Source organism: Niallia sp. Man26 (assembly GCF_022049065.2).
GTDB lineage: Bacteria > Bacillota > Bacilli > Bacillales > Cytobacillaceae > Niallia.
This window is the reverse complement of the sequence record NZ_CP095743.1, coordinates 171,421-185,300: the sequence shown is the minus strand read 5'-3', so window position 1 is coordinate 185,300 and position 13,880 is coordinate 171,421. Positions and strand designations below refer to the sequence as shown.

General features: G+C 39.4%; 12 protein-coding genes, 8 tRNA genes and 1 rRNA gene. 1 reads left to right on the top strand and 20 read right to left on the bottom strand.

Annotated features, from left to right (window positions below):
- Nucleotide 1: 1 nt before the first annotated feature.
- From L8T27_RS01040 to sigW, 11 genes are all read right to left on the bottom strand, one after another.
- Nucleotides 2–685 (bottom strand): DUF2278 family protein, encoded by a 684-nt coding sequence (locus L8T27_RS01040; protein ID WP_233316820.1) that lies wholly within the window; start codon nucleotides 683–685, stop codon nucleotides 2–4.
- Between the two features lie 171 nt (nucleotides 686–856).
- Nucleotides 857–1,660: an ABC transporter ATP-binding protein gene (locus L8T27_RS01035; RefSeq protein ID WP_237940550.1), complete on the bottom strand. Its 804-nt coding sequence runs from the start codon at nucleotides 1,658–1,660 to the stop codon at nucleotides 857–859.
- Nucleotides 1,660–2,697, bottom strand: coding sequence for a FecCD family ABC transporter permease (locus L8T27_RS01030; protein WP_233316818.1), 1,038 nt, complete (start codon nucleotides 2,695–2,697; stop codon nucleotides 1,660–1,662). The genes L8T27_RS01035 and L8T27_RS01030 overlap by 1 nt, the downstream gene beginning before the upstream one ends.
- A complete protein-coding gene (locus L8T27_RS01025) occupies nucleotides 2,694–3,734 on the bottom strand; it encodes a FecCD family ABC transporter permease (protein WP_233316817.1) in 1,041 nt (346 codons plus the stop codon). Before L8T27_RS01025 ends, L8T27_RS01030 begins: the two co-directional genes overlap by 4 nt.
- Nucleotides 3,727–4,779, bottom strand: a complete 1,053-nt coding sequence (locus L8T27_RS01020) for an iron-siderophore ABC transporter substrate-binding protein (RefSeq protein WP_237940548.1) — start codon at nucleotides 4,777–4,779, stop codon at nucleotides 3,727–3,729. The genes L8T27_RS01025 and L8T27_RS01020 overlap by 8 nt, the downstream gene beginning before the upstream one ends.
- 242 nt (nucleotides 4,780–5,021) lie before the next feature.
- Nucleotides 5,022–6,824, bottom strand: coding sequence for a glutamine--fructose-6-phosphate transaminase (isomerizing) (gene glmS / locus L8T27_RS01015; protein WP_233316815.1), 1,803 nt, complete (start codon nucleotides 6,822–6,824; stop codon nucleotides 5,022–5,024).
- A gap of 460 nt (nucleotides 6,825–7,284) precedes the next feature.
- The gene (glmM, locus tag L8T27_RS01010; RefSeq protein ID WP_233316814.1) at nucleotides 7,285–8,637 is read right to left on the bottom strand and encodes a phosphoglucosamine mutase; all 1,353 of its coding nucleotides are present in this window, start codon (nucleotides 8,635–8,637) and stop codon (nucleotides 7,285–7,287) included.
- Between the two features lie 42 nt (nucleotides 8,638–8,679).
- Nucleotides 8,680–9,999, bottom strand: a complete 1,320-nt coding sequence (locus tag L8T27_RS01005; protein WP_233316813.1) for a CdaR family protein — start codon at nucleotides 9,997–9,999, stop codon at nucleotides 8,680–8,682.
- Nucleotides 9,996–10,817 carry a diadenylate cyclase CdaA gene (cdaA, locus tag L8T27_RS01000; RefSeq protein WP_192486549.1) on the bottom strand — a complete coding sequence of 274 codons (822 nt, stop codon included), beginning with the start codon at nucleotides 10,815–10,817 and terminating at the stop codon, nucleotides 9,996–9,998. Before cdaA ends, L8T27_RS01005 begins: the two co-directional genes overlap by 4 nt.
- 218 nt (nucleotides 10,818–11,035) lie before the next feature.
- Complete coding sequence (locus L8T27_RS00995) at nucleotides 11,036–11,680, bottom strand: anti-sigma factor family protein (RefSeq protein ID WP_192486550.1); 645 nt, start codon at nucleotides 11,678–11,680, stop codon at nucleotides 11,036–11,038.
- A gap of 17 nt (nucleotides 11,681–11,697) precedes the next feature.
- Nucleotides 11,698–12,261: an RNA polymerase sigma factor SigW gene (sigW, locus tag L8T27_RS00990; RefSeq protein ID WP_192486551.1), complete on the bottom strand. Its 564-nt coding sequence runs from the start codon at nucleotides 12,259–12,261 to the stop codon at nucleotides 11,698–11,700.
- A gap of 404 nt (nucleotides 12,262–12,665) precedes the next feature.
- Here sigW and L8T27_RS00985 point away from each other — a divergent pair, with 404 nt between their 5' ends.
- Nucleotides 12,666–12,839, top strand: a complete 174-nt coding sequence (locus L8T27_RS00985) for an aspartyl-phosphate phosphatase Spo0E family protein (protein WP_192486552.1) — start codon at nucleotides 12,666–12,668, stop codon at nucleotides 12,837–12,839.
- Nucleotides 12,840–12,954: 115 nt separating this feature from the next.
- Here the strand turns inward: L8T27_RS00985 and L8T27_RS00980 are convergent.
- The 9 genes from L8T27_RS00980 to rrf form a co-directional block, all read right to left on the bottom strand.
- Nucleotides 12,955–13,027 (bottom strand) — tRNA-Lys (locus L8T27_RS00980).
- A gap of 1 nt (nucleotide 13,028) precedes the next feature.
- Nucleotides 13,029–13,103: transfer RNA gene (locus tag L8T27_RS00975), tRNA-Gln, on the bottom strand.
- A 36-nt stretch (nucleotides 13,104–13,139) separates the two neighbouring features.
- Nucleotides 13,140–13,223 (bottom strand) — tRNA-Tyr (locus L8T27_RS00970).
- A gap of 28 nt (nucleotides 13,224–13,251) precedes the next feature.
- Nucleotides 13,252–13,327, bottom strand: a tRNA-Thr gene (locus tag L8T27_RS00965).
- 30 nt (nucleotides 13,328–13,357) lie between these two features.
- Nucleotides 13,358–13,433: transfer RNA gene (locus L8T27_RS00960), tRNA-Val, on the bottom strand.
- A 3-nt stretch (nucleotides 13,434–13,436) separates the two neighbouring features.
- Nucleotides 13,437–13,511, bottom strand: a tRNA-Glu gene (locus L8T27_RS00955).
- Between the two features lie 14 nt (nucleotides 13,512–13,525).
- Nucleotides 13,526–13,598: transfer RNA gene (locus tag L8T27_RS00950), tRNA-Thr, on the bottom strand.
- A 30-nt stretch (nucleotides 13,599–13,628) separates the two neighbouring features.
- Nucleotides 13,629–13,703 (bottom strand) — tRNA-Asn (locus L8T27_RS00945).
- 10 nt (nucleotides 13,704–13,713) lie between these two features.
- Nucleotides 13,714–13,830 (bottom strand): 5S ribosomal RNA (gene rrf / locus L8T27_RS00940).
- Between the last annotated feature and the right edge of the window lie 50 nt (nucleotides 13,831–13,880).

Genomic DNA, 13,880 nt, shown 5'->3' with positions numbered 1-13,880 from the left:
CCTATTTTACCGATAAATAACTGCATTCCTCCACAGGCTTAAGCGCATGTCCGTTATCATCTGTACACCATGACTGTGATTGAAAGGCAAGGAAGATAGCTGCCCAACGATTTTCTTTTTCAAAATGGATAAGGATGCCACCGTCCTGCCATGCTCCATTATCCTTTTTCCATCTTCCAACATTACCTTGATTCATATGAATATCATGAATGCCGTTTCCCGGCTTAAATTTAAAGTACTGATCTGCTTTATTCTCCTCTGGGCCCCATCTTTCCCCAAAAGCATAAATGACAGCCTCCTTCTCCAGCGCCTCTTTCACATAACGCTGCATCTTCTCATTGAGGTCATTATCTTCCCCATCAAGATCTGCTGGAAGGGGAACCATTTTTTTAGGATCAAATAGATTGCCTCTAACATAATCAAGCGCAAGATCAGGTTCATTATTTTTTATAAGTGTAAAACCAGACTTAAGCGCAGGCAGCTTGGAGATATCGTCAGAATTAAAGTCCTCTCCCACATAAAAAAGTACTTCTGAAGGATACGCTTGTGACTTAATATTAACAGCAATCCGGTAATCAACACCTTCATCATCCTTTATATGAATCTGATAATGAGGAGAATCACCGCTTCCCAACATCGTGTTTATAACCTTCCCCTTTAGCACACCGTATTTGTTTAAAGACATTCCTATTCCTCCTCTTTTAAAGATGTTTTCCTATCAACATTTTCGCTACGCAATGCGAATATCCTCTTAAAATATTTCTTTACGATTAAAATAAGCAGCAAGCCCTAAGAGCATTAACTGCTGAAAAAAAACCTCAAGTTTTATTATAAACTTGAGGGCTTTTTAAAATTATTATTCCTTAACATGGTATCTGCCTTTAGGCACAACTAAAGGAGTAGCGGAAACTGGATCACTAATTACTGTACAATTGAGTCCAAATATATCTTTCACTAATGTACTAGTAATTATCTCGGAAGGCTTGCCTTCTCCTACCAGCTTTCCTTTTTCAAGGGCAAAAATATAATCTGCATAACGAGCTGACAGGTTTATATCATGAAGAACCATTACAATTGTCGTCCCGTACTTACGATTAAGGTCTGTTAACAAATCTAAGATTTCTACTTGATACGTAATATCTAAAAAAGTGGTCGGCTCATCAAGAAATAATATATCCGTTTGCTGTGCCAGCGCCATCGCAATCCAAACTCGCTGCCTTTGACCGCCTGAAAGTTCATCAATATCATGATTTGCAAATTCTGTTATATTCATAATTTCCATTGCTTCTGCAACTGCTTCATAGTCCTTCTTCGACCAGCCGCTTAGCAAGGATTGGTGCGGAAACCGTCCACAACCGATTAAATCTGCTACTGTAATACCTTCTGGGACTACAGGAGATTGCGGTAAGATACCTAAAACTCTCGCTAATTGCTTTGGTGGAATTTTGCTGATTGCTTTCCCATCAAGCGTAATTTGACCAGATGAAGGTTTTATCAACTTGGCAAGAGTTTTTAGAAGAGTCGATTTTCCGCAGCCGTTAGCTCCGATTATAACGCTGATTTTGTTGCTCGGAATCTTCAGCTCTATCTCGTTTAAAATCATTTTATTTTCATAGCCTGCTATTAACTTTTCCGCCCGAAAATCATGTATTGTTTCCATTACAATTCTCCCTTTCGATTCATTCGGATTAACAGCAAGATTAAATACGGCGCTCCTAGCAATCCAGTTATTACCCCTACCGGGAACCGATACTCAAAAGCAAATTGGCCAATTAAATCTGCCGCTAACACTAAGCTGGCTCCTACAAGACCTGCTGGTAAAATATTAGAGAAACTCGCGCCTACTAATCTATTAGCAATCGGACCTGCAAGAAAGGAGACAAATGCAATCGGACCTGTCGTTGATGTCGCAATAGCAATCATAAAAACAGAACTTACAATAAGTAAAACCCTTGTCTTACCAGCAGCAACACCAAGGGAAGTTGCCATTTGCTCACCAAGTTCTAAAATATTCAAGTGTCTGCCTAACAATAGAACAATTGGCGTAAATAGAATGACCGTAATTATCAGCGGCGGCAGCTCTTCCATCCGAGAGCCATTCAAACTTCCATTAAGCCACCTAAGTGCTGCTGGAATATCCTGCTGCGAACTGATTAACAAAAGATAAGATATTACGGCATCAAGTATAGCCTGTATTCCTATTCCAATAAGAATTAAGCGTCCAATAGAGAAAGATTTCCCTCGGGATAATACGTACATAAAAATAACAGTTACAAGACCTGCAATAACAGAAGCAATAGACACAACTGCATTGCTCGTATGAAACATAGTGATACACAGAACAGCTGCAGCACTTGAGCCAGATGTTATTCCTAGAACATTTGGGTTTGCAAGTGGATTGCGCAGCATTGTTTGAAATATATAGCCAGCAACACCAAAGGCAAAGCCTGCAAAAAGACCTGCAACCATTCTTGGTAAACGTATCGTATTGACTGCAAAAGAAACACCTGCAATTTTTTCCCCTGAAAGTGTTCGAATAACTTCTTGGATGGGATAGATTGTGTTACCCAATAAAAGCATTGCGCAGCAAAGAATACAAGTCAGCAGAAGCAGTAAGCTAGTAACTTGTATCCATCGACGCCGTCTTTTGCGGATGCCTGTCATAATAAAGTTAACTTCACTAGATTGATTTTTCATAATGACCGCACTTTCGATTTCTTCGCTAATATGATGAGTATTGGTGCCCCTATAAATGCAGTGACAACACCAACTTCTAGTTCTCCAGGACTGGCAACAAGACGTCCAATTACATCAGAGAACGTTAATATAATTGCCCCTGCAATTGCGGACATCGGAATGGTAAATCGTACATCTGGACCAAGTATTAGCCGCATAACATGTGTAGATAAAAGTCCAATAAAGCCAATTGGACCTGCTAACGCAGTAGCTGCTCCACATAATATCACACCGCCAACAGCCGCCCCAAGACGTAAAAGTCCTGGTCTGACGCCAAGTCCTGATGCAACATCGTCTCCTAGTGCAAGAGCATTCAATGCTGGTGCCGAAATAAAGGCGATGATTAGACCAATTGCCAGAAAAGGAAGAAATGTTGTAATAGAATCCCAAGTTCCTGAACCAACACTGCCTACTTGCCAGAATCTGAATTGATCCATAGCATAAGAATTAGGTATCAAAATAGCCGTTACAAGGGAAGAGAGAGCTGCAGTTGTTGCAGCTCCCGCCAATACAAGCTTTATTGGTGTTGCTCCCCCTCGTCCCATTGAACCAATTCCAAAAACAAATGCTGCTGTTAATGCTGCTCCTATTAAAGCAAACCATATATATTGATTTGCTGTACTAATATTAAAGAATGCCAGTCCACAAACAACAAATAATGCTGCTCCAGTATTTACTCCAAGTATGCTAGGATCTGCAAGCGGATTGCGCGTAATAGCTTGCATTAGCGCTCCAGATACTCCTAATGCAGCTCCGCATAATAAACTAAAAATCGTTCTGGACAGACGCTTACGCACAATATTTGCCGCAAAGGAATCTTTATTCTGACTAAACAATCCGTCCATTATGTCTTGAAAGCTGACCACACGAGCCCCAAAGGAGAGAGAAGCAATAATACTGGCGATTAATAATATAATGGACAAAACAATAACTAGCTTAAAGTTTCTGGGAACATGCAGGTCCATCTGTTTAACTTTTGAAGCGGAGAAACTATTCATTGATCTTATCGACAGCTCCGCCAATTAGCTCTAAATACTCATCAATAGTGTATTCGATTGAAAGCGGAGTTGGTGTTCCCGCTGCAACCAATGGTGTATCACTTGCAATAAATGCTACTGAACCTCTTTTTACAGCAGGGATGTTTCCAAGTAATGGGTCTGCCTTAATTGCGTTATATAAATCGTCGTTACCGTAACCTACAATTACATCAGCATCATTAAGTGCTTCTACATTTTCCGCACTTAACTCTAGAGAATAACTGTTAGGGTCTGTAATTAAATCTTTAACACTGTCTGGATAATCAAGTCCAAGTTCTTTCAAGAAAGCAACACGGGAGTCAACCGGTGTATATAAATGAAGCTTAGATAAGTCATCAGCTGAGAAGTTTACCCAAACTACTTTTTTACCTTCAATTTGAGGGTATTTAGTCAATTTCTCTTTAATCATATCCTCAACATCTGTAATAAGCTGTTCGCCTTCTTCTTTCATTCCCATACCTGTTGCATTCAGTTCCACTTGTTCACGCCATGTTGTAGCCCAAGCTGCTTTTGGGTATGCAACAACGGGAGCGATTTCAGAAAGGGTATCATAATCTTCTTGCGTAATACCAGAGTAAGCAGCAAGAATAACGTCTGGTTTTGCATCTGAAATAGCCTCAAAATCAAGACCGTCAGTATCTTGGAAAACATTAGGGTTTTCTGCATTAAGCTCTTCTAGCTTCTCTGCAGTCCATGGAAGCAGACCACTGTCATCCTGTACCCCAAAGTTTGCTGCTGAGAATCCTGCAGGCACTACACCAAGAGCTAAAGCAACATCTTGATTTCCCCATTGAATAGTAACAACACGTTCTGGTTTTTTTTCAATAACTGCTTCACCTAAAGCATGTTTTATTGTAATCGGATATTGGGAATCTGAATCGGAAGAAGCAGATTCCTCATTATCAGAATCATTTGATGATGAATTAGAACAACCTGCTAATACTAAGATTGCAATAATTGAAAATAATAGTAACTGAAGAAATGACTTATTGCGTTTTATATGCATATCTAGGTCCCCTCTTATTATGTATTATGAAAGTTTAATAGAGCAAAAAGTGATCAAGAATTATTGAAAAAGTCATATTCATCACATTTTACAATGATTATCATTCTCAATAATAATAATTCTTTTTTATTTTTCTGTCAATTGTTTCTTTTTGAACCAAATTCAAGCAGGCCCTTTTACTAGATTTTTAAAATAAATAAACCCTATAGACAAATTAGTCTATAGGGTTTACTTTTATCTATTTATTCAACTGTAACAGATTTAGCCAAGTTACGCGGCTTATCAACATCACAGTCTCTATGAAGTGCTGCATAATAAGAAATAAGCTGCAGCGGTAATACAGAGATAAGGGGTGTCAATAACTCATGCACAGCCGGAACGATAAAACGGTCGCCGTCCATCTCCAAGCCTTTCATGGAGATGATGCACGGATTAGCACCGCGTGCAACCACTTCTTTAACATTTCCGCGTATGCTCAAGTTAACACTTTCCTGTGTTGCTAAAGCAATGATTGGCGTTCCTTCTTCAATTAAAGCAATCGTACCATGCTTTAATTCCCCGCCTGCAAAGCCTTCTGCCTGGATGTAAGAGATTTCTTTAAGCTTAAGCGCACCTTCTAGACCAACATAATAATCAATTCCGCGGCCAATAAAGAATGCATTTCTTGTTGTAGATAGATATTCTCTAGCAATCGTTTCAAGTTCGTCTTTTTGCTCAAAGACAACTTCCATTGCATTTGCAATGATGCCTAGCTCATGCACTAAGTCAAAGCTGCTATCATAGCCCTTGCTTCTGCCTGTTACTTCAGCAAGTATAGACAATACTGCCATCTGCGCAGTATATGCCTTTGTGGAAGCAACCGCGATTTCAGGACCTGCATGCAGCAGCAATGTGTGGTCTGCTTCACGAGACAGTGTAGAACCAGGAACATTTGTGATAGTGATTGCTGGATAACCAAGCTCCTTCACTTGCACAAGCACAGCTCTGCTATCAGCTGTTTCACCACTTTGCGTAATGAAAATGAACAATGGTTTTTCAGAAAGCAATGGCATATTGTATCCGAATTCACTAGCTACATGAACCTCTACCGGAATCTTAGCTAAGCTTTCAATAAATTGTTTGCCTAGCAGACCTGCATGATAAGAAGTTCCTGCTGCAATGATATATAGGCGATCTGCTGCTTTTACTGCATCTATTATAGCAGGATCAATTGTAAGCTTCCCATCTTCATCTCTGTATTGTTGAATGATTTTACGAATAGCAAGCGGCTGCTCGTCAATTTCCTTCAACATGTAATGAGGATAAGTTCCTTTTTCAATGTCACTTGCGTCCAATTCAGCTGTATAAGCTTCCCGGGAAATAACTTCTCCGTTTAAAGTCTCAATTACTACTCTGTCCTTTGAAACTAGAACAATTTCTTTATCCATTAGTTCAACATATTGGTCTGTCACTTGCAGCATTGCCATTGCATCGCTCGCTACTACGTTGAAGTCTTCTCCCAATCCGACTAAAAGGGGACTTTTGTTTTTAGCAACATAAATTACATCTTTGTTTTGCTCATCCAATAGAGCAAAAGCATAAGAACCTTTTAGCATCTTCAACGTTTGCACAAATGCTGCTTTAACATCTTTGCCGCTCTCAACAATTTGTTCAATTAATTGAATAACTACTTCTGTATCTGTATCACTTTTCATTTCAACTTCTGGCAAGTATTCCTTTTTTAACAGATCGTAGTTCTCAATTACTCCATTATGAACAATGGTAAAACGACCAGACGCACTTTTATGCGGATGTGCATTCAATCTGCTTGGCACACCATGTGTTGCCCAGCGTGTATGGCCAATTCCTGTATCAGCAAACACTGTTTCATCCACAATGCTGCGCAAATCTGCAATTCTGCCTTTTTCTTTAAATACCTGTACTCCGTCCGCATTGCTTAAGGCAATACCTGCAGAATCATATCCTCTATATTCAAGCTTTTCAAGCCCTTTTAATAAAATCTCTTTTGCATCCTGGTTTCCAATAATACCAACTATTCCACACATACTTCTTTTCCTCCGTTCTAGGGGAGCAAGAAGTCTTCTTAGGGGACAAACTTGCTCCCCTATCTCTGTAATGTTTATAATTAATCTTTATGTTAGCATGCCCTATTCTTTGTCCATTAAGTTACCTTAATGTTTTAAAATAAAGCTCACGATTTGCTATAACCGGGAGGCATCCGCCGAAATATCGATAAACCTCCTCCTCGTCAACTAGCATAAGTTTCGTCCACTGCTAGTTCAGGCGCTTTATGAAATTTTACTTTCTTTTTCTCCCTCCCTTTTCTTATATTGCTTTTTTTCACAAAAGCAAGTTAATCATACCTTACTTTCAAATAATCCGTCAAATACTAATAGTTAAGGTATTTTACTTTTATGAAAAAAGAGGATAAAGAAAGATTCAACCAGTGAATTTTCTTTACCCTCTATCCTATTCAGTATTTAAAAAAATGTGACAATACCTTGCTTACTGCTCTTTCAAGCCCATTTCCTTCTCTACTACTTCAGCAATGATATTAACATATGCATCACATAATTCGCTTGTTGGAGCCTCTGCCATTACGCGGACAAGCGGTTCCGTTCCAGAAGGACGAACTAAAATTCTGCCGTTGCCATTCATGTCCTCTTCCACTTTACTGATGACTTCCTTCACCTGCTCATTATCTGTCACATGGTACTTGTCAGTCACCCTAATGTTCACTAACTTTTGCGGGAACTTCTTCATTTCTCCTGCCAACTCTGATAACGGCTTTTTCGTTGCCTTCATAATGTTTACAAGTTGAAGACCTGTCAACAGACCATCACCAGTTGTATTAAAATCAAGGAAAATAATATGGCCTGACTGTTCTCCGCCAAGATTATAACCATTTTTACGCATTTCCTCCACTACATAGCGGTCACCGACAGCTGTAGGTATGCTATTAATTCCATGCTGCTCCAGCGCCTTATAAAAGCCTAAATTGCTCATTACAGTCGATACGACTGTATCTTGTTTAAGGCGGCCAGTTTCTTTCAGATATTTAGCACAAATATACATGATTTGATCGCCATCAACGATCTCACCTTTTTCATCAACAGCTATTAGGCGATCGCCATCCCCATCAAAAGCTAAACCAACATCCGCTTGTTTTTCCTTCACAAATTCCGCCAAAGTTTCTGGATGAGTAGAGCCTACCCCGTCATTTATATTTAATCCATTTGGAGATGCTCCCATTGTTGAAATGTCAGCATCCAAATCAGCAAAAAGATGCATAGCAAGAGCAGATGTTGCTCCGTGTGCACAGTCAAGCGCAACATGAATGCCGTCAAACTCTTCATCAACAGTTTGCTTCAGGAACTGCAGGTATTTTTGCCCACCTTCAAAATAATCATTAACTTGTCCAAGATCTGCTCCAGTTGGTCTTGGCAATGAGTCAACACCTTGATCAATCAATGCTTCTATTTCTAATTCTTGTTCATCTGAAAGTTTAAAGCCATCTGGACCGAAAAACTTAATGCCATTATCGGCAACAGGGTTATGGGAAGCGGATATCATTACACCGGCCTGTGCTCCCAGAACTTTTGTCAAATAGGATACCCCAGGTGTAGAAATAACACCTAAGCGCATTACTTCCGCACCGATGGAAAGCAATCCTGCTACTAGGGCTCCTTCCAGCATATGGCCTGAAATACGAGTATCACGGCCAATCAGTACTTTAGGCCGATCTTGATCTTTTGTCAGGACGAAACCACCGAATCTCCCAAGCTTAAATGCTATTTCAGGTGTCAGTTCGCTATTTGCTACTCCTCGTACTCCGTCCGTACCGAAATATTTACCCATTCCTAAATCGCTCCTTCTAACTAATATAAATCTTTATTCATGTTAAGCGTCTTTTTCCGTTATTGATACACTTGCTGTCTCTTTTGCCAGCTCCCAGCTGATCTCATCAGGACCTTCAACCGTTATCTGTACTTCATGTTCACCAGCAGACATCCCGGTCAGATCTAGATACAGAGAAAAATCTGATGCTGCTAAGCCTTTAACAATCTCATCTGCTCCAGTTACATCGAGACTTGCGCTTTTATCAGCAGGGTCTGTTATTTCTGCCACAAGCTCATCACCCAGACCTTGTATGTTAATAGGTATACCGCTGATTGTTTTTGTGCTCGGTTCTTCTGCAGATGCTGTTTCATCTGAATCATCTTCGCTTGAGGAGGAAGATTGCTCTGAATCTGCACTATCCTTCCCAACTGTCACTTTAACAGTGGCCGTTACAAGCTCCGGTTCTACAGCCGTCACGCCATTTGAAATAATTACAGGAAGTTCAATATTTGAATCCTTATCTATATCACTTAAGTCCACTTCAACTCTTGTACTGTCCACTTCTTTTAGTATATCTTCTGGACCGGAAATTGTCGCTTCCGTTTTGTTTAAAGTAATAGAGTCAATGGTAATATTGGATGGCGGATCACCTTTTTCTACAATATTGATTGGAACTGTTTTACTTGTTCTTGTTACAGGGATATTCACATCCACCGTTTCTGGTTCCACTTCGACATCCAATTTATTTAAACTGCTATCTAAAACAGATACTTTGGCCTTTTGGCTTATATCCTTACTAGTTCCTTCTTCCAGCTCTACATTTGCTTTGACATAGGCTATCTTCTCAATTTCATCCTTAGCTCCTGTAACCTTTACAGTCGAAGGACTGACAGTTGCCGAGCCAGTTGAATACCCCTTAGCAATCAAGCTGCTGTTATACTCAGCTTCTACGCTTACTTCTTTTGTTACTTTCTCTTTTAAAGTTACCTCAATAGTGTCAGGATCAATATCGGCTTTCAGTTTATCAGAAAGATCTTTGACCTGAAGGGTAACCTTTTTCGTGCCAATTTCTGCATCAGTCAAATCAACATACACTTCAAAATTCTTTTGCAGTCTTGCCGATTGTAAATGGACTGTGGGTCCTGTCAGCGTAACATCCACTGTTTCCGGCACTCCGGATACGATAAGATTCTCTGTATCATAGTAGACCTTTACAGGCATATCCTTTACTACTCCAGTATCCTCTGTTCCTGGGACATTCACATCATTAGAGTTATCATTTCCATCATATACATATAAAAACAATAGCAACGCAAGAGCGAAGGCAATTACCTTCATAAACCAATTGCTTTCTCCGATTCTGTCAAATAACTTATTCATTTATTCTTCCCCTTCCAGCTCCACTTAACAGAGGAAGCATGTTTGGCAGAAGGTGCAATTAATGCACTGGACAATAGTTCTTTAAATGCTTCCAATTTAAGATCTCGATGGAGGTCGCCATTTTTGGTAATAGAAATAGCTCCAGTTTCTTCAGAAACAACAATAGTAATGCTGTCCGTTACCTCACTGATGCCAAGTGCAGCTCTATGCCTTGTGCCCAGCTCCTTTGATATGAAAGGACTCTCAGACAAAGGGAGATAACAGGCAGCTGCAGCTATATTATTTTTTTGCAAAATAACGGCACCGTCGTGCAGAGGAGTGTTTGGGATAAAGATGTTAATCAAAAGCTCAGAAGATATTTTGGAATCTAATGAAATCCCCGTTTCAATATAGTCATTCATGCCTGTCTCTCTTTCAATGGAGATAAGCGCACCAATTCTCCGTTTTGCCATATAATCAACAGCTTTTACAATGGATTCGACCACATGTTGCTGTGCTTGGTCTTCCGGTATTCCGCTTCGCGAAAAGAACTTTCCTCTACCAAGCTGTTCGAGTGCCCTTCTCAGTTCTCCTTGGAAAATGATGATGAGCCCTAGTGCTCCCCACTGAATCACTTGCTCCATCATTGTTCCCATTGTCTGCAAGTTGAAATAATCACTCAGCAGCTTCACGATTAGGATAACAAAGATTCCTTTTAATAATTGGACAGCTTTTGTACCCTTTACTATCATAAGGATTTTATAGATGACATACCACACAAGGAGAATGTCTACGGTATTCGCTAAATATTTTAAAAAAGGGAAATCTGCAAACGACATTTTCCTTCCTCCAAAGCATATATATTTCATAAGCAATCGCTGCTTGTTTTATTTACCTACAATTATCATATTATATCACATTTGTGTTTAATACCAATCAGGACATACTAATTTTAAAAAACAGGAGGATGTTTCTATAAACCATTGGAAAATTCTTGGTTTTATTATATGATGCTTCTTCCGTTTTTATCAGTGTTAGGAATGAAAAATCCCTGCAATTAATATGCAGGGAGGCTATTCTTTGCTTCTTCACCTTTAAATATGTCCGTGATATCATCGAATGTTGACTTGATGTAGTACCAAAGCCAATCAAAGACTTCATTAACTTCCTCAATCTCACCTGTAACCTGGTTCGCAGAAGCCATATACTTCTCTCCATTTATAACGGTGACATCGCCTTTCACTTGTCCTTCTATCTTAATATTTCCATTTCGGACTACGATATCTCCCTCAACTACCTCTCCTTTAGGAACAATAACCGTATCATTTTCAACAACCAAATTAGGCTGTTTTGAAACAGAAAATTCATGGTTTTCATTCCAAGCGGAAAGGAGACTTGAAATCATTAATACAATAAATAAAGATGCTGCAGCAAACATGGGATGATTACGCACCCATCTTTTAAAGACAGCCTGCTTCTTTTCCTTCGGCAGCAGTGCCAGCACATTCTCCGTAAAATTAACTGGAGCCTGTATATGAGATGTGCTTTGTACAAGTGCAATTGTCTTTTTCAATTCATGAAAATGAATTGCACAATCTTCACATTCATCCAAGTGTTTTTTTAACTGATGCTTATCTTGTTCTGATATTTCCTCATCAAGATATTCATGCATATATTCTATAACCTTTGATGAACAAGTCATATTATTTCACCTTCTTATTAGACATGCCGTAATTGCTTTCTTAAAGCCTCTCTACCCCTATGGATGCGAGTTTTTACCGTTCCCAGAGGAAGTTCTAGAATTTCGCTAATCTCATTCAGAGACAGTTCTTCAATGTATTTTAGCACAATTACAGAACGATACTTCTCTGGCAGTTTTGATATTTCACGTTGTATTGAAGCTTGCAATTCAAGACTTTCAACATCTTCTTCTGGCAATCTCGAATCTGAAGAGATTTGCGAGTACATGTTCAAACCATCTGTACCAGGTACCTCAGCATCCAAATAATAATCTGGCTTTTTCTTTCTGATCCTGTCAATACACAAATTAGTTGCAATGCGATAAAGCCATGTGGAAAACTTCAAGTCCATGTTAAATCTGTTTATATTAACATATGCTCGAAGAAAGGCTTCTTGTGAAATATCCTCCGCTTCATGTCTATTCCCCAGCATCCGATAACATATTTGGAACACCTTATCTTTGTAGATGTCAATTATGTCACCGAAGGCATTTTGATCCCCTTTTATTACTTGCTTAATTCTCTTTTTAACTAATGCTTCCATCTATTTACCTCCGCTCTAAATGCGGCTAATCGATTAATACGTATCGATAGCGAATAAGGTTTCATTTTTTTAAAAAATTCCTCCTAAATCTGCTTAAAATAAATCTGTGCTCATATTTGTGTACAAAAAAAAAGAGTTTAGTGACTTCTACTTATAATTATAGTCAAGTTGTCTATCTAAAGGCTTAACCGTCCAACTATCAGGAGATTTATTTTTCACATTTTTTATAATATGTATATTTACTACTTTTGAATGACTTTACTACTATTTTAACAAATTATGACAAGTTATGTTTAAAATTTTTGTTATTTGGTTATAAAAATTAGGTATATTATGTTAAAATCATGACAATATTATTCTTTTCAGATAAAATGAAGACTAACTAATGAATGAGGGTGAAGCCAATGTGTGAGCAAAAGTTGTTAAAAGATATTGAGGAACATCGTGAACAGATGATTAATTTAGCAACTCGCACTTCTTTTTCGCACCCTAAAGTGATTGATTTAAGCGCTAAATTAGACGTGTTGTTAAACAAGTACGACAGCTTTATGAAAGCAAGTTGGAAAGAAAATTATTAATGAAATTTAATCATTATACAGCATATTACAGTTACTCATAATTGATGTCTTACATATTTTTTTGAAATAAGAAAACATAAAAAAAACCAAGCAATTTATGCTTGGTTTTTACAGATGAGCCATGCAGGATTCGAACCTGCGACCCTCTGATTAAAAGTCAGATGCTCTACCAACTGAGCTAATGGCTCTTGGCTGGGCTAGCTGGATTCGAACCAACGAGTGACGGAGTCAAAGTCCGTTGCCTTACCGCTTGGCTATAGCCCAAAAATAAATAAAAGGACTTAATGTCCAATTGTAAAATGGTGGAGGGGGACGGATTCGAACCGCCGAACCCGAAGGAGCGGATTTACAGTCCGCCGCGTTTAGCCACTTCGCTACCCCTCCGTAATATTGGAAAGAATTGTTTCATAAATGGTGCCGACGAGAGGACTTGAACCCCCAACCTACTGATTACAAGTCAGTTGCTCTACCAATTGAGCTACATCGGCACATATCTTAATCTTGTATTATATTATAAATGGTGGAGGATGACGGGATCGAACCGCCGACCCTCTGCTTGTAAGGCAGATGCTCTCCCAGCTGAGCTAATCCTCCATTTGGTGACCCATACGGGATTCGAACCCGTGTTACCGCCGTGAAAGGGCGGTGTCTTAACCGCTTGACCAATGGGCCTTTATTGTTTTTTAAGCTTCCAACCGGGCTCGAACCGGTGACCTCTTCCTTACCATGGAAGTGCTCTACCTGCTGAGCTATGGAAGCAAATTGCTAACATATAACTCAAAATCATTATGGCTCCGCAGGTAGGATTCGAACCTACGACCGCTCGGTTAACAGCCGAGTGCTCTACCACTGAGCTACTGCGGAATAATGGTATGCCTGGCGACGTCCTACTCTCACAGGAGGAGAACCTCCAACTACCATCGGCGCTGAGAAGCTTAACTTCCGTGTTCGGTATGGGAACGGGTGTGACCTTCTCGCTATCGCCACCAGACTCTTTTTTGAGACAGATATTATTATATCATATTCTCAATTTCTTTTCAA